This is a genomic window from Ruegeria marina (genome assembly GCF_900101475.1).
GTDB classification, from domain to species: domain Bacteria; phylum Pseudomonadota; class Alphaproteobacteria; order Rhodobacterales; family Rhodobacteraceae; genus Ruegeria_B; species Ruegeria_B marina.
Genome location: NZ_FMZV01000012.1, coordinates 14,951 through 34,177, shown reverse-complemented (window position 1 = coordinate 34,177; position 19,227 = coordinate 14,951). Strand labels below are relative to the sequence as shown.

Sequence of the window (19,227 nt, the reverse complement as noted above, 5' to 3'; positions counted from 1 at the left end):
GGACAGGATTTCGCTTGGAACCCGGGCCCGTTCCGGCCTAGGGTATGGCGCAAAAGACGGAGCCCGCCCATGCCTGAGAGCTGCGACATCCTGATTTCCGGCGGCGGCATCGCCGGGCTGACTGCGGCGGCCGCCTTTGGCAGCGCCGGATTCCGGGTCATCTGCGTCGACCCGGCCCCGCCGGTGACCGAGCGCGACGTCGACGGGTCGGACCTGCGCACCACTGCCTTCCTGCAACCGGCGCAGGGGCTGCTGGAAAGTTGCGGCCTCTGGGCGCGGCTGGCCGATCATGCCGCCCCCTTGCAGATCATGCGCATCGTGGATGCGGGCGGCGATTTGCCCGAGCCGCGCGTGGTGCGCGAATTCAACGCCGCCGATCTGAGCGACAAACCCTTTGGCTGGAACCTGCCCAACTGGCTGCTCCGTCGCGAGATGGTGGCGCGGCTGGCCGAAATGCCCAATGTCGATTTCCGCCCCGGCACCGCCACCACCAGCCTGTTCACCCGCACTGCCGAGGCGCGGGTGGGGCTGAGCGACGGGTCGCGCGTTCAGGCCAGGCTGGTGGTGGCCGCCGACGGGCGCGGCTCGCCCATGCGCGAGGCAGCAGGCATCGCGGTGCATACCACCCGATACGGGCAGAAGGCGCTGGCCTTTGCCGTCACGCATCCGATTGCGCATCAGAACGTGTCGACCGAGATTCACCGCTCGGGCGGGCCGTTCACGCTGGTGCCGCTGCCCGACTGGCAGGGGCAACCCTCTTCCGCGATCGTGTGGATGGAGCGGGGGCCGCAGGCGCTGGAGCTGCTGGCGATGGAGCCCGCCGTCTTCGAGACGGCGATGACGGAACGCTCCTGCGGGCTGTTCGGGCCGCTGAAACTGGCCTCGCGCAGGACCATCTGGCCGATCATCAGCCAGCAGGCCGAGCGGCTGGCGGGCGAACGCATCGCGCTGATGGCCGAGGCCGCACATGTGGTGCCGCCGATCGGCGCGCAGGGGCTGAACATGTCGCTGGGCGATCTGCGCTGCCTGCTGGACCTGGCGCAGGCACGGCCCGAGGGACTGGGCGATGCGGCGATGCTGGCGGCCTATCACAAGGCGCGCCATGCCGAGATCGCGCTGCGGGTCAAGGGGATCGACCTCCTGAACCGCGCCTCGATGGTCGAGGCGCGCCCGCTGCGGGACGCGCGGGCGATGGGGCTGAACGCGCTTTATTCGCTGGCGCCGGTGCGCCGCACGCTGATGCAGATGGGTCTGGGCGTACGGTGAGCCCCGGGGCGCTGCCCCGGACCCCGGAGTATTTCAAACCAGAAAGAAGCCAGGCTCAGAGCACCTGGTCGAGCACCCGTTTCAGGCGGGCGATGGTGGCATCCACATCATAGAGCTTGTCGAGCCCGAACAGGCCCAGCCGGAAGGTCCGGAAATCGGCCGGTTCATCGCATTGCAGCGGCACCCCGGCGGCGATCTGCATGCCGAGGGCCGCGAATTTCCGGCCGTTCTGGATATCCGGATCGCCGGTATAGCTGACCACCACGCCCGGCGCGCCGAAACCTTCGGCGGCGACGGAGACGATGCCCTTGTCCTTCAGCAGCGCACGCACCCCGTTGCCCAGCGCCCATTGCGCCTCGCGCAGCCGCTCGAACCCGTAGTCGCGGGTCTCGGCCATTGTGTCGCGGAAGGCGCGCAGCGCATCGGTGGGCATGGTGGCGTGATAGGCATGGCCGCCGCCCTCATAGGCCTTCATGATATCGCGCCATTTCTTCAGGTCGATGGCGAAACTGTCCGATTGCGTCTCGGCCAGCCGCGCCTCGGCGCGCTCCGACAGCATGACAAGGCCCGCGCAGGGCGAGGCGCTCCAGCCCTTTTGCGGGGCCGAGATCAGCACGTCGACGCCGGTCGCCTTCATGTCGACCCAGACACAGCCGCTCGCGATACAGTCAAGCACCATCAGCGCACCGACCTCATGCGCGGCGGCGGCCATGGCCGCGATGTAGTCGTTGGGCAGGATCACCCCGGCGGCGGTTTCCACATGCGGCGCAAAGACCACGTCGGGTTTCTGTTCGCGGATCGTCGCCACCACATCCTCGATCGGGGCGGGGGCGAAGGAGGCCGTGCTTTCATTGCCGCTGCGGCGCGCCTTCATCACCACGGCCTCGGCGGTCAGCCCGCCGGTCTCGATGATCTGGCTCCAGCGGTAGGAGAACCAGCCGTTGCGCACCACCAGCACCCGGGCGCCGCGCGTGAACTGGCGGGCGACCGCCTCCATCGCATAGGTGCCGCCGCCGGGAATGACGGCGACGGCATCGGCGTTGTAGACCGCGCGCAGCATCTCGGAGATGTCGCGCATCACCTGCTGGAAACTGGCCGACATGTGGTTGAGCGAACGGTCGGTGAAGACGACGGAGAACTCTTCGAGCCCGTCGGGATCGACGGTATCAAGCAGGGCGGGCATGCGGGGTTCCTTCTGCGGTTTGCCCAGACAGTACCTGCGCTGGGCCCGAGGTAAAGAGGCCAATTCGTCCTTCATCCTTTCCAAGTCCTCGGGGGGAGGCGACAAAATTCGACGAATTTTGTCGGCCGGGGCAACGCCCCTCTCCCTAGCCTAGAGGATCGCCGGCAGGTTCAGGCCGTGTTCGCGGGCGCAGTCGCGCGCGATCTCGTATCCCGCATCGGCGTGCCGCATGACGCCGGTTGCCGGATCGTTCCACAGCACGTTGGCGATGCGGCGGTCGGCATCCTCGGTGCCGTCGCAGCAGATCACCATGCCGGAATGCTGGGAAAAGCCCATACCAACGCCACCGCCGTGATGCAGCGACACCCAGGTCGCGCCGCTGGCGGTATTCAAAAGCGCGTTCAGCAGCGGCCAGTCGCTGACCGCGTCCGAACCGTCCATCATCGCCTCGGTCTCTCGGTTCGGAGAGGCCACCGAGCCGCTGTCGAGGTGATCACGCCCGATCACGACCGGGGCCTTCAACTCGCCGGTGCGCACCATCTCGTTGAAGGCCAGTCCCGCCCGGTGCCGGTCGCCCAGGCCGATCCAGCAGATCCGCGCCGGCAGGCCCTGGAAGGCGATCCGCTCCTGCGCCATGTCGAGCCAGCGGTGCAGGTGTTCGTTCTCGGGGAACAGTTCCTTCATTTTTGCGTCGGTCCTGCGAATATCCTCAGGGTCGCCCGACAGCGCGCACCAGCGGAACGGGCCGATGCCACGGCAGAACAGCGGGCGGATATAGGCGGGTACGAAACCGGGGAAGGCAAAGGCGTTCTCGAACCCCTCTTCCAGTGCCATCTGGCGGATGTTGTTGCCGTAATCCACGGTCGGAACGCCCATCTCGTGGAAGGCCGCCATGGCTTCGACCTGCACACGCATCGAGGCGCGGGCCTCTTTCTCCACCCGTTTCGGGTTGCTTTCCTGCCGTTCGCGCCATTCGGCAACGGTCCAGCCCAGTGGCAAGTAGCCGTGCACCGGATCGTGAGCCGAGGTCTGGTCGGTCACGATATCGGGGCACATGCCGCCCTCTTTGGAACGACGCAGGATTTCCGGGAAAACGTCTGCCGCGTTGCCGATCAGGGCAACCGACTTGGCCTCGCCCGCCCTGGTCCAACGGTCGATCATCGCCAGCGCTTCGTCCAGCGAGTGGGTCTTCTCATCGCAATATCTGGTACGGATGCGGAAATCGGCGCGGGTTTCGTCACATTCAACGGCGAGGCAGCAGGCGCCAGCGAACACGGCGGCCAGCGGCTGGGCGCCGCCCATGCCGCCAAGACCGCCGGTCAGGATCCATTTGCCGGTCAGGTCGCCGCCGTAATGCTGGCGTCCGGCCTCGGCGAAGGTCTCGTAAGTTCCCTGCACAATGCCTTGGGTTCCAATGTAAATCCACGATCCGGCGGTCATCTGGCCATACATGGCCAGGCCCTTTTTATCCAGTTCGTTGAAATGGTCCCAGGTGGCCCAGTGCGGCACCAGGTTCGAGTTTGCGATCAGCACACGCGGCGCGTCCTTGTGGGTGCGGAAGACGCCGACCGGTTTGCCGGATTGCACCAGCAGGGTCTGGTCCTCGTCCAGCTCGCGCAGGCTGGCGACGATGCGGTCGAAATCGTCCCAGGTGCGGGCGGCGCGGCCGATGCCGCCGTAGACCACCAGTTCATGCGGGTTCTCGGCCACGTCGGGGTGCAGGTTGTTCATCAGCATCCGCAGCGGTGCCTCGGTCAGCCAGCTTTTCGCGGTGATCTCGGTGCCGGTGGGGGGATAGATGTCGCGGGTATTCTTGCGGGGATCGGTCATGCCGGCCTCCATTCTGTGAGCAGGGTCAGGATCTGGGTGAGGTAGGCGCGCAACCGGTCCGCCCGGTCGGGCAGATAGGTCCAGGGCGCGGCCTCGGTCATATAGGTGGATTGCGCCAGTTCCATCTGGATGGCGTGCAGCCCCTCGGCCGGGCGGCCATAGTGGCGGGTAGTCCAGCCGCCCTTGAAGCGGCCATTGAGGATGTGCGTGTAACCCTCTGCATCGGCGCAGATTTTCAGAACGCCCCTTTCGACCTCAGGCGCACAGGTTGCCCCCATGTTGGTGCCGATGTTGAAGTCCGGCAGGGTGCCGTCAAACAGGAACGGGATATGGCTGCGGATAGAATGGCAATCGTAGAGCACGGCAAACCCGTGCAGCGCGCGCACCCGCTCCAGTTCGGTCGCAAGGGCCGCGTGATAGGGCGCATGCCAGGCGTCGCGGCGGTGGGCGATCTCGGCGGCGTCGGGTTCCTGCCCCGCGCGCCAGATCGGGTTTCCGTCGAAATCGGTCAGCGGGCAGAGCGTGGTGGTGTTCTGGCCCGGGTAGAGGCTGACGCCCTCGGGGTCGCGGTTCACGTCGATCACATAGCGATGCACGGTGGTGCGCACGGTCGTTGCCGGCACCAGCCCCGTATAGAGGTCGTGAATGTGCCAATCGGTATCGGCCAGCGCGCGGCCGGTTTCGTTCAGCCTTCCGGCAATTCCGTCGGGCAGATCGGTGCCGGTATGCGGCAGGCCCAGAACCAGCGGGCTGTCGGCGCAGGTAACCTCGATCATGCCGCCACCTCCATCCCGGCCACACGGGCGATATCGCCGTCCCGCACCATGGCCGCGGCGGTCTCGATATCGGGGGCGAGATAGCGGTCCTCGGCCAGCGTCGGCACCTGGGCGCGCAGATAGGCGATCACCGCCTGCAACCGCTCCGACGTGACCAGCGGCGCGCGCGCCTCGATCCCCTGCGCGGCACACAGCAGTTCCACGCCGAGGATCACCGACAGGTTGTCAGTCATCCGGCGCAGGCGCAGCGCCCCATGGGCAGCCATGCTGACATGGTCCTCCTGGTTGGCCGAAGTCGGGGTCGAGTCGGTCACGCAGGGATTGGCCAGATGCTTGTTCTCGCTCATCAGCGCCGCCGTCGTCACCTCGGCGATCATGAAGCCCGAGTTCAGGCCCGGATCAGGGGTCAGAAACGGTGGCAGATCGTGGCTGAGCGTCGGGTCGACCATCAAGGCCACACGTCGCTGTGCGATGGCACCGATCTCGGCCACGGCCAGCGCGATCTGGTCGGCGGCGAAACCCACATATTCGGCATGGAAATTGCCGCCCGAGACGATCTGACCCCGTTCCACCAGCACCAGCGGGTTGTCGGTGACGGCATTGGCCTCGATCTCCAGCGTGCGGGCCGCCATGCGCAGCACATCGAGCGCCGCGCCCACCACCTGCGGCTGGCAGCGGATGCAATAGGGGTCCTGCACGCGGGTGTCGCCTTCGCGATGGCTCTCGCGGATCTCCGAGCCCTTCATCAGCTTGCGCATGCCGCGCGCCACGTCGATCTGGCCGGCATGGCCGCGCAGGGCGTGGATCTCGGGCACCAGCGGCGCGGTCGAGCCCATGATCGCATCGGTCGACAGCGCGGCGATGACCATCGACGCCTCGGCCATGCGCCAGGCGTCGAACAGGCCGGCCAGCGCGTTTGCGGTGGAAAACTGGGTGCCGTTGATCAGGCCCAGCCCCTCTTTCGGGCCCAGCACGACCGGGGTCAGCCCGGCCTCGGCCAGCGCCTGGTCGGCGGCCATGCGGCGGCCCTGGAACATCGCCTCGCCCGCGCCGATCATCGCCGCCGTCATATGCGCCAGCGGCGCCAGGTCGCCCGAGGCCCCGACCGAGCCCTGTTCCGGCACCACCGGGATCACGCCGCGCTCCAGCATCGCCTCGATCAGTTCGATGACTTGCCAGCGCACGCCCGAGGCGCCGCGGCCCAGCGACAAAAGTTTCAGCACCATCATCAGCCTTGTGCGCGCCTCGCCCAGCGGCTGGCCCACGCCGCAGCAATGGCTGAGGATCAGGTTGCGTTGCAGGGTGGCGGTATCCTTGGCCGCGATCTTGGTCGAGGCGAGCTTGCCGAAGCCGGTGTTGATGCCATAGACGGCTGCCTCCCCCGCAGCGGCCCTGGCCACCATGGCGGCGGCAGCATCGACGCCCGCGCGCGCCGTGGGGTCCAGCCGGACGGGCGCGCCGGTGCGATAAATGTTGCGGAGCGTGGCCAGGTCGGTGGACCCGGGGCTTAGCGAGATCATTCAGAGCTCTCCGATCAGTCTTTCGTTCAGGGGGTTGAAGCCGATGCGATAGGCCAGCTCGGCCGGTGTCTCGACATCCCAGATGGCAAGATCGGCGCGCAGGCCCGGCGCGATCCGGCCCCGGTCGTCCAGACCCAGCGCTTGTGCGGCGTGACAGGTCACGCCCGCCAGCGCCTCGGCCGGCGTCATGCGGAACAGGGTGCAGCCCATGTTCATGGTCAAGAGCAGCGAGCTCAGCGGCGAGGAGCCGGGGTTGCAATCGGTCGCCAGCGCCATCGGCACGCCATGGGTGCGGAAATGGCCGATCGGCGGCTGTTGCGTTTCGCGGATCGTGTAGAAGGCGCCGGGCAGGATCACCGCGACCGAGCCGCTGGCGGCCAGCGCGCGAGCGTCCTCCTCGGTGGCGTATTCCACGTGATCGACCGACAGCGCGCCATAGCGCGCCGCCAGTTGCGTGCCGCCCAGATGACTTAGCTGTTCGGCATGCAGCTTGACCGGCAGGCCCAGTTCGGCGGCAACCCGGAACACGCGCTCGATCTGCGCAGGCGAAAAGGCGATGCCCTCGCAGAACCCGTCCACCGCGTCGGCCAGACCCTCGGCATGGGCGGCGCGCAGGGCGGGAATGCAGACCTCGTCGATATAGGCATCGTCGCGCCCCTTGTATTCGGGCGGCGTCGCATGGGCGCCCAGGAAGCTGGTGCGCACCGTGACCCGCCGCTGCCGGCCCAACGCACGGGCGGCGCGCAGCATGGCAAGCTCGGTCCCCAGATCCAGCCCGTAACCTGACTTGATCTCGACGGTCCCCGTGCCCTCCGCGATCAGCGCATCGAGGCGCGGCAGCGCCCCGGCCACCAGAACCTCAGCGCTGGCCGAACGGGTGGCGCGCACGGTCGAGACGATGCCGCCCCCTGCGCGCGCAACCTCTTCATAGCTGGCCCCGTTCAGGCGCATTTCGAACTCGGCGGCACGGTTGCCGCCGAACACCAGATGGGTGTGGCAGTCAATCAGCGCGGGCGTCACCAGCCGCCCATCGAGATCACGGCGGGGTAGATCCTCGGGCAGCGCAGCGCCCTGCTCCAGCACCTCGGCGATTCGCCCCCCGCGCACCGCCAGCGCACCGCGCCGCAGGCCGTAACCCGCTGATCCTTCGGTCATTGTCGCCAGATGGGCATTTGTCAGCAGATAATCCGTCCTGTCGCTCATCCGGTTCGCATCTCCTCTTGATTGCCGATAACGTATGTGAGTATTATCATTATGTCTAGACATTAGAGGAAGAGATGCAGAGGATTCTCGCAGGCCGCGCCCGCACCGCCGAAGGCTGGCAATCCGATGTCGCGGTCACTGTCGAAAAGGGCCGGATCAGCGCCGTCGAAAGCGGCCAGATGCCGCGGCCCGGCGACATCCGGGTCGATGTTCTGCTGCCTGCGCTCGGCAACCTGCATTCGCACACATTCCAGCGGGCAATGGCCGGCATGACCGAGCATCGCGCCGCCGGGCAGGACAGTTTCTGGACCTGGCGCAGCCTGATGTACCGTTTCGTCGACCAGCTGACGCCCGAGGATTACCAGGCGATCGCGGCGCTGACCTTCATGGAGATGATGGAGGCCGGATATGCCGCCGTGGGCGAGTTCCACTATGTCCATCACGCCCCCGGCGGCGCGCCCTATGCGCGGCTGACCGAGCTGGGCGACCGGGTCTTTGCCGCGGCTGCCGAAACGGGCATCGGGCTGACCCATCTGCCGGTGCTCTACAGCTGCGGCGGCGCCGGGGAACAGCCGCTGGCAGGCGGTCAGCAGCGGTTCGGCAACGATATCGAGCGGTTCGCGCAACTCGTCACCCAGGCGCGGGCGCATGCCGCCCGCACCTTGCCGGCCGATACACGCGTTGGCGTCGCACCGCATTCGCTGCGCGCGATCCGGCCCGGCGACCTGGCCGAGGCGGTGGCGCTGGCCGACGACAACCCGATCCACATCCATATCGCCGAGCAGCCGCGCGAGGTCGAGGAGATCGGCGCCTGGCTGGGCGCACGTCCGGTCGAATGGCTGCTGGCCCATACACAGCTGGACGCGCAATGGTGCCTGATCCACGCGACCCACATGACCGAGCCCGAGACCGTGGCGATGGCGCGCTCCGGCGCGGTGGCGGGCCTCTGCCCGATCACCGAGGCGAACCTGGGCGACGGACCGTTCAACGGGCCGCTCTACCTGCAACATGGCGGCGCCTTTGGCATCGGGTCGGATTCCAACGTGCGCATCGCCCTGGGCGAAGAACTGCGGATGCTGGAATACTCCCAGCGGCTGCGGCATCTGCAACGCAACGTTATGGTCGCGGGCCAAGGCTCGGTAGGCGCGGCGCTTTACCTTGGCGCGGCGGCGGGCGGCGCGCGGGCGCTGGGGCGCGATGCCGGCCGGATCGCCCCCGGCACGCTGGCCGACCTGGTGGCCATCAACACGGGCGGGTCCGTGCTCTGCGCGCTCGACGGCGACCAGTTGCTGGACGGGCTATGCTTTGCCGCCCCCGACCGCGTAGTCACCGATCTGTGGTCCGCCGGGCGACACATGGTCAGAAACGGTCGCCACGTTAACCATGATTCAGTTACCCAAACCTACAAGACCCGGCTAAAAGCGCTGGTGGCGCGCCTGTGACGCGAAACAGGGTCAACACCTTTTCACAACCGCCCGAAAGATCGGGCGATAACCCGAAGGCGGCACGAACAGGGGACAGGGACAACTTGAAACAGCAGACAAGAACCAGCTTTCACACCGTCCGGGACGAGGTGAAACGCCGGATCGAAAGCCGGATCTGGCCCCAGGGGGCCTTGTTGCCCACCGAAGCGGAACTTGCCCAGGAATTCGGCTGCGCCCGTGCGACCGTGAATCGTGCGCTGCGGGAACTGGCCGAACAGGGCTTCGTCGAGCGCCGCCGCAAGAGCGGCACCCGTGTCAAGACCGCCCCGGTCAAACAGGCCCGCTTCGAGATCGCCATCGTGCGCCATATCGTCGAGGAACAGAATGCCGAGTACCGATACGCGCTGGTCGACCGCAGCGTGACCGAGGCCCCGGCCTGGCTCACCTCGCAACTGGGCCTCAAGTCCGGCACGCGGGTGCTGCACCTGATGTGCATGCATTACGCCAACAACCGCCCCTTTCAGTTCGAGGAGCGCTGGGTCAACCTGGATGTGGTACCCGCCATCGAACAGGCCGACCTGTCCAGGATCGGCCCCAACGAATGGCTGCTGAACGCGATCCCGTTCACCGATGCGGAAATCGCCTTTTCCGCGGTGGCCGCCGACAACCGGCTGGCCGATTTCCTGGCCACCACGCCGGGCACGCCCGTGATGCTGCTGGAGCGGACCACCTGGTTCAAGGGCCAGCCCGTCACCTTCGTGCGGATGACCCATCATCCAGGCTACCGGGTGCGCTCGGAATATTGAGCGCTTGCTCCCCGGAGCCGATGGGACCGGGCAGCCGTTCCTCGCTGAGCAGGACGTTGGCCTCGACTTCGCCGGCACCGGGCAGGGTCATGATGCGGCGGCGCAGGATCCGTTCGAAATCGCTGAGGTCGCGCGCCACCACTCGCAGGCGATAATCATAGAGACCCAGCACATGCTCGACCGTCTGCACCTCGGGAATGGCGCTGACCGCACGTTCGAAATCCTCAAGGCTCACCCGCCCCTTGCGCGCCAGCTTGACGCCGAGGAACACGGTCACCCCGAACCCCAGCGCCTCGGCGTTCAGACGCAGGCGGCGGCCCTTGATCACGCCCGCCTCCTCCAGTCGCCGGATACGCCGCCAGGTGGCGGGCTGCGACAGGCCGACCCGGCGGCCAAGCACGCCGGCGCTTTGGCTCGCATCCTGCACAAGGGCGCGCAACAGCTTGCGGTCGATCTCGTCCAGTTCGGTCATACCGGCAGCACCTCGTCGCGCTTGACCCGCGCGATATGCATCAGCGCCTCGATATCGGCGATATGCGGCAGGGTCAGGATACGGTCGCGGTAGAGCTGCTGGTAATGCGCCATGTCGCGGGCGATCACCGACAGACGCACATCGACCCGACCCAGAAAGGTCTGGATCTCGATCACCTCGGCCACCTTGCGCGCGGCGGCGATGAATTCGTCAAAGGCGCGGGGCTGCGTCTTGTCCAGCGTGAAGCGCAAGCTGACCTCGACCGCAAAGCCCAGTGCCGCCCAGTCGATCACCGCCTCCTGGCCCTGGATGATGCCGGCCGCCTGCATCTTCTCGATGCGTCGCCAGCAGACGCCCGGGCTGATCCGGCAGCGCTCGGCCAGTTCGGCGGCGCTGAGGCTCGGATCGGCCTGGAACTGGCGCAGGATGCGGCGGTCGATATCATCAAGCATGAAATTCTCGAAATTTGCCAATTTCGCGAATTATTCTTCACCATTTCTTGCAAATACTCAAGCACAACAGCCTCGTAAACCCCGGTCCAGGTCGATAGAACCACCGCAATCGAAACAGAAAGGACCGGCATCATGCGCGTCTATTACGATCGTGACTGTGACATCAACCTGATCAAGGACAAGAAAGTGGCCATCCTGGGCTACGGCTCCCAGGGCCATGCCCACGCGCTGAACCTGCGCGACTCGGGTGCCAAGAACCTGGTCGTCGCCCTGCGCGAAGGCTCGGCATCGGCAAAGAAGGCCGAAGGCGAGGGCCTCAAGGTCATGGGCATCGCCGAGGCGGCCGCCTGGTGCGACGTGATCATGTTCACCATGCCGGACGAGCTTCAGGCCGAGACCTACCGCAAATACGTGCATGACAACATCCGTCCGGGCGCGGCCATCGCCTTTGCCCACGGCCTGAACGTGCATTTCGGCCTGATCGAGCCCAAGGAAGGCGTCGATGTCATCATGATGGCGCCCAAGGGCCCCGGCCACACCGTGCGCGGCGAATACACCAAGGGCGGCGGCGTGCCCTGCCTGGTCGCTGTCCACACCGACGCCACCGGCAAGGCGCTGGAAATCGGCCTGTCGTACTGCTCGGCCATCGGCGGCGGTCGCTCGGGCATCATCGAGACCAACTTCCGCGAGGAATGCGAAACCGACCTGTTCGGCGAACAGGCCGTGCTCTGCGGCGGCCTGGTCGAGCTGATCCGCATGGGCTTCGAAACCCTGGTCGAGGCAGGCTATGCCCCCGAGATGGCCTATTTCGAGTGTCTGCACGAGGTGAAGCTGATCGTCGACCTGATCTACGAAGGCGGCATCGCCAACATGAACTACTCGATCTCGAACACCGCCGAATACGGCGAATATGTCTCGGGCCCGCGGGTTCTGCCCTACGAGCGCACCAAGGCCGAGATGAAGGCCATCCTGCGCGACATCCAGACCGGCAAATTCGTGCGTGACTTCATGCAGGAAAACGCCGTCGGCCAGCCCTTCTTCAAGGGCACCCGCCGTCTGAACGACGAGCATCAGATCGAGCAGGTGGGCGAGAAGCTGCGCGCCATGATGCCCTGGATCTCGGCCGGCAAGATGGTCGACAAGTCGAAGAACTGATCGCCGGACACCCGGTGATGCAGGGGGCGCGCCGTTGGCGCGCCCCTTTGTTGGTAGATTTTTCGCTATAAATTCGGTCCCAATTTGGAAACGAATCGTTTCACGGGTTCGCGAACCCTTTTTCTTGCCATTTTGAAGATAGCCGAAAAAGTCAATACTTGACTGACCTGAGTAACCGCCCTCCACTAGCGCCCTATTTTTCAGGGGGGAATACAATGGCCACATTCATCGAAATCGCTGGGTTTTCGAGCGGTCCGTTCGCAGACGACACGTTTGACAGCGCAGATACCGGAGACAACTTTCTGATCGGGGACGCTGGGAACACGCTGCTCGGCCCGGGAACGGGCGGCAACGATACGCTGTCGATTTCGGCAAGCTCTTCCGGAACAAATGTCATCGCAGGAGACAGCAGCAACCTGGCGAGCGGGGCCACCGGTGGAAACGACTCCTTGACAGGCGGTGACAATGCTGAACGGAACGAGATGTACGGTGATGCCTACAACATGCAGGCGTTTTCAACCGGTGGAAACGACCTTCTGATTGCGGGTGACGGCGCGTTCACAAACGAGATGTACGGCGACGCTTACTTTGGGAATTTCCAATCTGTTGGCGGCAACGACACCCTGATCAGCGGAACCGGCAACGACCTTTTGGTTGGGGATTTCATGTTTCAATTTGGGGCGCTCACGGGTTCGGACATCTTCGTATTTCGTCCAGATAATGGCCAGGATCAGATAGTCGATTTCGAGCGGGGCAAGGACAAGATAGACCTGTCCGAACTCGTAATAATCGACCTTTCAATCCCGAAGAAGGGCCTCGACAGACACCCTGAAAAGGCTCTTGACGCGCTACTGGCGCGACACTCGCAATCCTTGAGCTTCGACGACCTGGATTCGAACGGTAGTGGCGTGCTGGACGACGGCGACGATTTTGTTTCAGTTGCCGATGGCCAAACGACGATAGACCTTGGGGCTGCCTTGGGCGGCGCCGTGGGAGAAAACACTGTTGAAATCCTGGACGTAACGGGTCTAACAGTCGACGACTTCATTTTCTAAGGCTGCCAGAGCGGCGACGTTGGCGAAATCCCAACATTGGCTCATTTACTGGCGTGATCCCGCGCGGGTTCGTTTTGATGTAATTGGCCAATGTGCGATTTTGCAGACTGGCGCGCTGCCAGCGGCCGCGACCCAAGTCGGAATCTTGATTGCCGCCACCGCGATCGAGCACCTGCTCGACCGGCACCTGACCGACGAAGAGGATCACGCCGTACCGATCCTGCTGCATCACAAGCTGCGGAGCTAACCTGCGGCCGTCACCGAACGCTTGCCCATTGACCCCGGCCCCGCGCCGGGGTCTCTATCCCGCATGACCGATACTCCGCAAATCACCTCCGCAAGCTGGGCCATGATCGCCACGCTCGGCTTTGTCTGGGGCGGCACCTTTCTGGTGCAGGCGATGGCGCTGGAGACCGCGCCACCCTTCTGGGTGGCCGCCGGGCGCATCGGCTTTGCCGCCTTGCTCACCGCTCTGGTCTGGCAGTTGCGCGGCGCCCGCATGTTCACCACCGATGACACCGACTGGCCCACGCTGACCCTGGTGGCGGTCCTTTCCGCCGCCGCCCCATTCATGCTGATCGCCTGGAGCCAGCAATACGTGACTTCTTCGTTTACCGGCGTGTCTATGGCGGCGGTGGCACTGATCGTGCTGCCGATGGCGCATGTCCTGCTGCCGGGCGAGCGGATGACATGGCGCAAGTCCCTGGGCTTCGTCATCGGCTTTGCCGGGATCGTCGTGCTGATCGGCCCCGGCGCCTTCGCCAGCAGCGGCGCGGGGATGGAGCCGCTGGGCCGGCTCGCCTGCCTGTCGGCGGCGGGCTGCTATGCGATCAGTTCGGTGCTGATGCGGCGGCTGCCGCCGCTCGATCCGGTGGGGTTGTCGGCGGCGACGCTGCTGATCGGCTCGGCCGTGGTGATCCCCCTGGCGCTGGCCAGTCACGGCCTACCCGCGAACCCGGGAAACAAGGGGCTGATGCTGATCGCGCTTCTGGGTCTGGTGCCGACCGCGGCGGCCAATCTGCTCCGGATCATCGTGGCGCGCACCGCCGGGCCGGTGTTCATGAGCCTGACCAATTACCAGGTCCCGGTCTGGTCGGTGCTGCTGGGCGCGCTGGTGCTGGGCGAAGACCTGCCACCCACCCTGCTCTGGGCGATGCTGATGATCCTGACCGGGGTCGCGCTCAGCCAGTATGGCGCGCTGCGGCGGCTGTTCACCGGCCGTTGACGTCACCCTCGCTTCATTTCGCTGCAAATACTCCGGGGGAGTCGCGCAAGGCGCGACGGGGGCAACGCCCCCTAGGCCGGCGCGGACACCGCGTCGGCCACCGCCTCGACCACGCTGTCGACGGTGCGGGTCAGCAGCGCCTCATCCTCGCATTCGGCCATGACGCGGATCAACGGTTCGGTGCCAGACTTGCGGATCAGCAACCGGCCCGCCCCTGCCAGCGCCGCCTCGGCCTCGGCAATCGCCTGCTGCACCGGCGCCATCTCGAGCGGCGCTTGGCCGGCGGCATAGCGCACGTTCTTCAGCAATTGCGGCACCGGCGCGAACTGGCGCGCGAGCATGCTTGCCGGCTGGCCCGACCGAACCATCTCGGCCAGGAAATGCAGCCCCGCCATCAACCCGTCGCCGGTGGTGGCATAATCGCTCATCACGATATGACCCGACTGTTCGCCGCCCAGGTTGAAGCCGCCCTCGCGCATCCGCTCGACCACATAGCGGTCGCCCACCGCGGTGCGTTCCAGCCCGATCCCCCGCGCCGACAGGAACCGTTCCAGCCCCAGGTTCGACATCACTGTCGCCACCAGCGCGCCACCTTTCAGCTGCCCCTCGGCCGTCCAGCGCGCGGCGAGCAGCGCCATCAGCTGGTCGCCATCGGCGGGCGTGCCGGTCTCGTCGATCATGATCACCCGGTCGGCATCGCCATCCAGCGCGATACCCACATGCGCGCCATGCGCCACCACCTGTTCGGCGGCAGCCTGCGGATGGGTCGAGCCGCAGCCGCGGTTGATGTTGAGCCCATCGGGCGCGGTGCCCACCGGGATCACGTCCGCCCCCAGTTCCCACAGGATCTCGGGCGCGGCACGGTGGGCCGCGCCGTTCGCGCAATCGACCACCACCTTGAGCCCGTCAAGCCGCAGATCGCGCGGAAGCGAGGATTTGATCCGTTCACCATAGCGGAACCGGGCGTCATCCACCCGCTTGGCCCGACCGATGTTCTGCGCCTGCGCCGGGCGCACACCCGCATTGATCAAAGCCTCGATCTCGATCTCCGCCTGATCCGAGAGCTTGAAGCCGTCCGGGCCGAAGAACTTGATCCCGTTATCCTCGGCCGGGTTGTGGCTGGCCGAGATCATGACGCCCAGATCAGCCCGCATCGAGCGGGTCATCAACCCCACGGCGGGCGTCGGCACGGGACCGAGCAGCAATACGTTCATGCCGGTCGAGGTCAACCCGGCGGTCAGCGCGCTTTCCAGCATGTAGCCCGACAGGCGGGTATCCTTGCCGATCACCACCCGGTGCACGCCGCTGGCGTCGCGGCGGAAATAGCGGCCCACCGCTGCCCCGATCCTCAGCGCCATCTCGGCGGTCATCGGGTGGGTGTTGGCGGTGCCCCGCACCCCGTCAGTTCCGAATAGCTTTCGCATCGCCGCCTCGCTGTCGTTCTGGTGTCGTGGTCAGCAGCTTTAGCGGACGGCGCCCCACAGGCGCAAGGCCTGCGCGGTCTCGACCACGTCGTGGACGCGCAGGATCTGGGCGCCTTGCGCGATTCCGGCCAGTCCGACGGCTATCGAGCCGGGCGCGCGCGCCTCGGTCAGCGGTTCCTTGCCGATGGTTCCGATGAACCGCTTGCGCGAGACGCCCAGCAGGATCGGGCAACCGATACCGTGAAACAGCGACAGGTTGCGCAAGAGCGTCAGGTTATGTGCCTGAGTCTTGCCAAAGCCGATGCCCGGGTCGATCACGATCTGCCCGCGCGGCAGGCCCGCCGCCGCCAGCCGGTCCACCTGCGCAGCCAGGAAGTCGTAGACATCGAGCAGGACATTGTCGTACCGCGGATCCTGCTGCATGGTCGCGGGGTCGCCCTGCGCATGCATGATGCAGACCGGCGTGCCGGTATCGGCACAAAGCGGCGCAAGGGCCGCGTCAAAGGTGAAGCCCGAAACATCGTTGACCAGGCTCGCGCCCGACGCCAGCGCCACCTCGGCCACCGCCGCCTTACGGGTGTCGATGGAAATCGCGGTGCCGGTCTCGGCGCGGATCGCCTCGATCACAGGTTCGATGCGGCGGATTTCCTCCTCCACCGGCACTTCGGCCGCCCCGGGCCGGGTGGATTCGCCGCCGACATCCAGAATCGACACGTCCTGTGCCACCATTGCCAGCGCCGTTTCCACCGCATCGGCGACGTCAAAGTGTCGACCCCCATCCGAGAAACTGTCGGGCGTCACGTTCAGGATACCCATCAGGTGCGGGCGGGACATGTCGAGCCCGGCAATGGCGTCACGCGGTGCGGCCAGTCGCTCGGCAACGCCGGTCGGCAGATCGCGGACAGGCAGTATTTCGGATGTTCCGTCGCGGTCCAGCCGTTCGGCATGGGTGAACCACAGCGCCCCGCCCGCCAGAGGCAGCGCACCGGGCACGCGAATGTCACCCTGCTGCACCAGGGGCCGGAAATACCCGCTCACAGTTCGGCCTGCTCCACCGGCACCGCGCGCAGCGGCACGCCCGGGTCCTTCGGCAGCGCCGCGCCGATCACCAGCATCTCTCCCGCCTCGAAGGTTGCCGCGAACCAGGCCGCCAGCGCCACCGCGTCCGAGGGTTTGGCCGACGGGCCGTCGACCGCGTCGAGCACGATCTTGGAAGGTGCCCAGACGCAGATCTGGCCGTTCTTCATTGCCCAGTCCAGTTCGGTCCGGGTCGCGACCACCTTGCAGCGGTGATCCTTCGCGGCCAGCCGCCAGGCATTCTGTTCGATCGCCAGAAGATCGATCCGGCGCTGGGTCATCGCGTGCCCGGTCTGCGGCACCGCCAGTGCCGAGGCGCCGACACAGATGATCAGCGGGCGCTCGCGATGTTCGAGCTGGTCGATCCAGCCCCTCAGGTTGTCCGAGTCGATGGCTTCGTTCGCAAGGTAGACAAGGCGCGGATGCGGCCGCAGGTCCTGGGTGTGATCGACATGCAGCTTGTCGCGGCTACGCACGATCTCGACGCCCAGCGCGCCCGGACCCCGGTCGAGCTTTTCGATGCGGACGAAGACGCGCACCGCCTGCGGTTCATGCAGGATCAGCTCGGCCACCCGTTCGGCAAGCGTCTCCAGCAGGTTCAGCCGCTCTTCGGCCAGCGCCCGCGCAATCGCCTCGGTCACCCTGTCATAGGACAGGATGCGGTCGACATCGTCGTCGATCGGGCCGGTCAGCGGCATCACCTCGACCACCACGTTGAAGCAGATGCGTTGGGTGGTGCCGCGTTCGGCCTGGAATGCGCCGATCTCGACCTCGACCACATGGTCGCGCAGCGAGATACGGTCGAGCGGGCCGCGTGTCGCCGTCGCCTCGGAGCGTTCCGAGGGATGGGCGAAGGCAAGGCGGATTTCGGATACCATCGAGCTGGCCTTTCGGGTTCGTGGGTCACGTCCAGCCTAAATAGGCGCGAGCCCCGCCTATAGCAGGGTGATACGCGCCGCACCAGCCGCCGAATGCGTCATCAGGCGACGCGAAACCAGCTGGTCATGCCCGACATCGCATGGCCCAGCATGTGACAATGCAACAGCCACCTGCCCGGATTGTCGGCCACCAGCGCGATCTGCCGGGTTTCGCGCGGCGGCACCAGCACCGTATCGCGCCAGGGGCCGGGCGCGCCATCGGCGCCGATCAGGCGGAAATGGTGACCGTGCAGATGCATGCCGTGGTCGAAATTCGTCTCATTGACAAAGGCGATGCGGTGCAGGCTACCGCGCGCGGCATCCAGAAAGGGCGTGTCGGGCCGGTCGGCCCGGCCGTTGAGCGCCCAGAACTTGCCCAGCTGCGCCAGTTCCTGCCCGCTCATCTCGGTCTCGCCCAGTCGGGCGCTTTCGAGCCAGCGCATCGCGCCGCCCTGGAGACGCATCTCGTGCAGAGGTGCCGCCGCCAGGTCGCCGATCTCGGGCAGCGGGTTGGCCGGCAGCGGCGCGGGTGCGTTCCGCCGGGCCCGCGCCCCCTGTCCACTCACGTCGAACCGGCAGAGGCCATAGCCGCCATCACGTTCAATGCTGAGCAGGCTGGCCGCCGCGCCGCTCTCGGCGGTGACATCCACGAACAGGTCCGCGCGCTGCGCCGGGGCCAGCGCAAAGGCGCCGCCGACCGGCAGCGGCGCATCCAGAGGCATCCCGTCCAGCGCCACGATCCAGCCTTCGAGACCGTCGAGGCCGATCTCGAACACCCGCGCATTGGCGGCATTGACCAGCCTCAAACGCAGACGTTCATGCTGTTTCACCTCGAAAGCAGGGTCGAACCGGCCATTCACCGTCATCAGGTTCCCGAAACGCCCGGCATGGCTCAGGTCGTGGCCATTGTCGAAATTTCCGTCGATTGCGGCGGTTTCGGGGTCGAGCCGCCAATCGTCGAGCATCAGCACGATATCGCGGTCGACATCGGGCGCCTGCGGCTCGTCCACGATCAGCGCGCCGTAAAGACCGCGCGCCACCTGTTCCATCGAGCGGTTGTGCGAATGATACCAATAGGTGCCCGCATCCGGTACGGTGAAGTCATAGTCGAAACTGGCGCCCTCGGTCACTGCCTCCTGCGTCAGACCGGGCACGCCGTCCATCGCATTGTCTATGCGGATACCGTGCCAGTGCACCGCCGTCGGCTGCGGCAAGCGGTTGACCAGCCGGCGGGCGACCCGCGCCCCCTGCAAAACGCGGATCTCGGGGCCGGGGGTGCCGCCGCCATAGCTCCAGATCGCGGTGTCGGGATAGCCATCCGGCGCGATCTGCTGGCGGGTTTCTGCCGCGACCAGTTCGGGCATGGCGGCAAGGGCGCGGCGCGGCAGCATCGCCAGCGCCGCGGCGGATGTCAGGACCTGTCGGCGGGTGAATGTCATTGC

At 66.3% G+C, this 19,227-nt stretch carries 17 protein-coding genes and 1 pseudogene; 6 read left to right on the top strand and 12 right to left on the bottom strand.

The window, feature by feature from the left end:
* Positions 1–69: 69 nt before the first annotated feature.
* The gene (locus tag BLT75_RS15880) at positions 70–1,266 is read left to right on the top strand and encodes a UbiH/UbiF family hydroxylase (RefSeq protein ID WP_093033840.1); all 1,197 of its coding nucleotides are present in this window, start codon (positions 70–72) and stop codon (positions 1,264–1,266) included.
* Between the two features lie 55 nt (positions 1,267–1,321).
* On the opposite strand, the gene BLT75_RS15875 is transcribed toward BLT75_RS15880, so the two are convergent.
* From BLT75_RS15875 to hutI, 5 genes are all read right to left on the bottom strand, one after another.
* A complete protein-coding gene (locus tag BLT75_RS15875; RefSeq protein ID WP_093034169.1) occupies positions 1,322–2,449 on the bottom strand; it encodes an aminotransferase class V-fold PLP-dependent enzyme in 1,128 nt (375 codons plus the stop codon).
* A gap of 150 nt (positions 2,450–2,599) precedes the next feature.
* Positions 2,600–4,279, bottom strand: coding sequence for a urocanate hydratase (gene hutU / locus BLT75_RS15870; RefSeq protein ID WP_093034166.1), 1,680 nt, complete (start codon positions 4,277–4,279; stop codon positions 2,600–2,602).
* A complete protein-coding gene (gene hutG / locus BLT75_RS15865; RefSeq protein ID WP_093033838.1) occupies positions 4,276–5,055 on the bottom strand; it encodes an N-formylglutamate deformylase in 780 nt (259 codons plus the stop codon). The genes hutU and hutG overlap by 4 nt, the downstream gene beginning before the upstream one ends.
* A complete protein-coding gene (hutH, locus tag BLT75_RS15860) occupies positions 5,052–6,575 on the bottom strand; it encodes a histidine ammonia-lyase (protein ID WP_093033836.1) in 1,524 nt (507 codons plus the stop codon). The genes hutG and hutH overlap by 4 nt, the downstream gene beginning before the upstream one ends.
* Positions 6,576–7,778 carry an imidazolonepropionase gene (gene hutI / locus BLT75_RS15855; protein WP_093033833.1) on the bottom strand — a complete coding sequence of 401 codons (1,203 nt, stop codon included), beginning with the start codon at positions 7,776–7,778 and terminating at the stop codon, positions 6,576–6,578. It abuts the gene before it with no gap.
* 74 nt (positions 7,779–7,852) lie between these two features.
* Here hutI and BLT75_RS15850 point away from each other — a divergent pair, with 74 nt between their 5' ends.
* Entirely contained in the window at positions 7,853–9,220 is a 1,368-nt protein-coding gene (locus BLT75_RS15850) for a formimidoylglutamate deiminase (protein ID WP_093033830.1), read from the top strand.
* An 86-nt stretch (positions 9,221–9,306) separates the two neighbouring features.
* Positions 9,307–10,008 carry a histidine utilization transcriptional repressor HutC gene (locus tag BLT75_RS15845; RefSeq protein WP_093033828.1) on the top strand — a complete coding sequence of 234 codons (702 nt, stop codon included), beginning with the start codon at positions 9,307–9,309 and terminating at the stop codon, positions 10,006–10,008.
* 16 nt (positions 10,009–10,024) lie between these two features.
* Here BLT75_RS15845 and BLT75_RS15840 read toward each other — a convergent pair.
* Both BLT75_RS15840 and BLT75_RS15835 read right to left on the bottom strand, forming a co-directional pair.
* A pseudogene (locus tag BLT75_RS15840) lies at positions 10,025–10,480 on the bottom strand (Lrp/AsnC family transcriptional regulator); the annotation flags it as partial.
* A complete protein-coding gene (locus BLT75_RS15835) occupies positions 10,477–10,932 on the bottom strand; it encodes an Lrp/AsnC family transcriptional regulator (RefSeq protein ID WP_093034164.1) in 456 nt (151 codons plus the stop codon). The pseudogene BLT75_RS15840 and the gene BLT75_RS15835, both read right to left, overlap by 4 nt.
* A 132-nt stretch (positions 10,933–11,064) precedes the next feature.
* Here BLT75_RS15835 and ilvC point away from each other — a divergent pair, with 132 nt between their 5' ends.
* Together ilvC and BLT75_RS15825 are read left to right on the top strand one after the other, a co-directional pair.
* Complete coding sequence (gene ilvC / locus BLT75_RS15830; RefSeq protein WP_093033825.1) at positions 11,065–12,087, top strand: ketol-acid reductoisomerase; 1,023 nt, start codon at positions 11,065–11,067, stop codon at positions 12,085–12,087.
* Between the two features lie 215 nt (positions 12,088–12,302).
* A complete protein-coding gene (locus BLT75_RS15825) occupies positions 12,303–13,142 on the top strand; it encodes a M10 family metallopeptidase C-terminal domain-containing protein (RefSeq protein WP_093033823.1) in 840 nt (279 codons plus the stop codon).
* On the opposite strand, the gene BLT75_RS24125 is transcribed toward BLT75_RS15825, so the two are convergent.
* On the bottom strand, positions 13,132–13,371 hold the full coding sequence (locus BLT75_RS24125) for a hypothetical protein (RefSeq protein ID WP_143028579.1): 240 nt from the start codon (positions 13,369–13,371) through the stop codon (positions 13,132–13,134). The two genes, BLT75_RS15825 and BLT75_RS24125, sit on opposite strands and share 11 nt — an antisense overlap.
* A gap of 81 nt (positions 13,372–13,452) precedes the next feature.
* Between BLT75_RS24125 and BLT75_RS15820 the strand changes: the two genes are divergently transcribed.
* Positions 13,453–14,367, top strand: a complete 915-nt coding sequence (locus BLT75_RS15820; protein WP_093033820.1) for a DMT family transporter — start codon at positions 13,453–13,455, stop codon at positions 14,365–14,367.
* 71 nt (positions 14,368–14,438) lie between these two features.
* Here BLT75_RS15820 and glmM read toward each other — a convergent pair whose 3' ends face one another.
* The 4 genes from glmM to BLT75_RS15800 all read right to left on the bottom strand — a co-directional run bounded on the left by glmM (position 14,439) and on the right by BLT75_RS15800 (position 19,224).
* The gene (glmM, locus tag BLT75_RS15815) at positions 14,439–15,791 is read right to left on the bottom strand and encodes a phosphoglucosamine mutase (RefSeq protein ID WP_093033817.1); all 1,353 of its coding nucleotides are present in this window, start codon (positions 15,789–15,791) and stop codon (positions 14,439–14,441) included.
* Positions 15,792–15,830: 39 nt separating this feature from the next.
* Positions 15,831–16,829, bottom strand: coding sequence for a dihydropteroate synthase (folP, locus tag BLT75_RS15810; protein WP_093033813.1), 999 nt, complete (start codon positions 16,827–16,829; stop codon positions 15,831–15,833).
* Positions 16,826–17,746, bottom strand: coding sequence for a dihydroneopterin aldolase (locus tag BLT75_RS15805; protein WP_093033810.1), 921 nt, complete (start codon positions 17,744–17,746; stop codon positions 16,826–16,828). Before BLT75_RS15805 ends, folP begins: the two co-directional genes overlap by 4 nt.
* A 101-nt stretch (positions 17,747–17,847) precedes the next feature.
* The gene (locus BLT75_RS15800; RefSeq protein WP_093033807.1) at positions 17,848–19,224 is read right to left on the bottom strand and encodes a multicopper oxidase family protein; all 1,377 of its coding nucleotides are present in this window, start codon (positions 19,222–19,224) and stop codon (positions 17,848–17,850) included.
* Between the last annotated feature and the right edge of the window lie 3 nt (positions 19,225–19,227).

Excerpts from the sequence above, each read along its gene's own strand:
- BLT75_RS15825 (WP_093033823.1), top strand. The coding sequence starts at position 12,303 with ATGGCCACATTCATCGAAATCGCTGGGTTTTCGAGCGGTCCGTTCGCA.
- BLT75_RS15800 (WP_093033807.1), bottom strand. The coding sequence starts at position 19,224 with ATGACATTCACCCGCCGACAGGTCCTGACATCCGCCGCGGCGCTGGCG.
- BLT75_RS15835 (WP_093034164.1), bottom strand. The coding sequence starts at position 10,932 with ATGCTTGATGATATCGACCGCCGCATCCTGCGCCAGTTCCAGGCCGAT.
- hutU (WP_093034166.1), bottom strand. The coding sequence starts at position 4,279 with ATGACCGATCCCCGCAAGAATACCCGCGACATCTATCCCCCCACCGGC.
- BLT75_RS15820 (WP_093033820.1), top strand. The coding sequence starts at position 13,453 with ATGACCGATACTCCGCAAATCACCTCCGCAAGCTGGGCCATGATCGCC.
- ilvC (WP_093033825.1), top strand. The coding sequence starts at position 11,065 with ATGCGCGTCTATTACGATCGTGACTGTGACATCAACCTGATCAAGGAC.
- BLT75_RS15805 (WP_093033810.1), bottom strand. The coding sequence starts at position 17,746 with ATGGTATCCGAAATCCGCCTTGCCTTCGCCCATCCCTCGGAACGCTCC.
- glmM (WP_093033817.1), bottom strand. The coding sequence starts at position 15,791 with ATGCGAAAGCTATTCGGAACTGACGGGGTGCGGGGCACCGCCAACACC.
- BLT75_RS15880 (WP_093033840.1), top strand. The coding sequence starts at position 70 with ATGCCTGAGAGCTGCGACATCCTGATTTCCGGCGGCGGCATCGCCGGG.
- hutI (WP_093033833.1), bottom strand. The coding sequence starts at position 7,778 with ATGAGCGACAGGACGGATTATCTGCTGACAAATGCCCATCTGGCGACA.
- hutG (WP_093033838.1), bottom strand. The coding sequence starts at position 5,055 with ATGATCGAGGTTACCTGCGCCGACAGCCCGCTGGTTCTGGGCCTGCCG.
- hutH (WP_093033836.1), bottom strand. The coding sequence starts at position 6,575 with ATGATCTCGCTAAGCCCCGGGTCCACCGACCTGGCCACGCTCCGCAAC.
- BLT75_RS15850 (WP_093033830.1), top strand. The coding sequence starts at position 7,853 with ATGCAGAGGATTCTCGCAGGCCGCGCCCGCACCGCCGAAGGCTGGCAA.
- BLT75_RS24125 (WP_143028579.1), bottom strand. The coding sequence starts at position 13,371 with ATGCAGCAGGATCGGTACGGCGTGATCCTCTTCGTCGGTCAGGTGCCG.
- BLT75_RS15875 (WP_093034169.1), bottom strand. The coding sequence starts at position 2,449 with ATGCCCGCCCTGCTTGATACCGTCGATCCCGACGGGCTCGAAGAGTTC.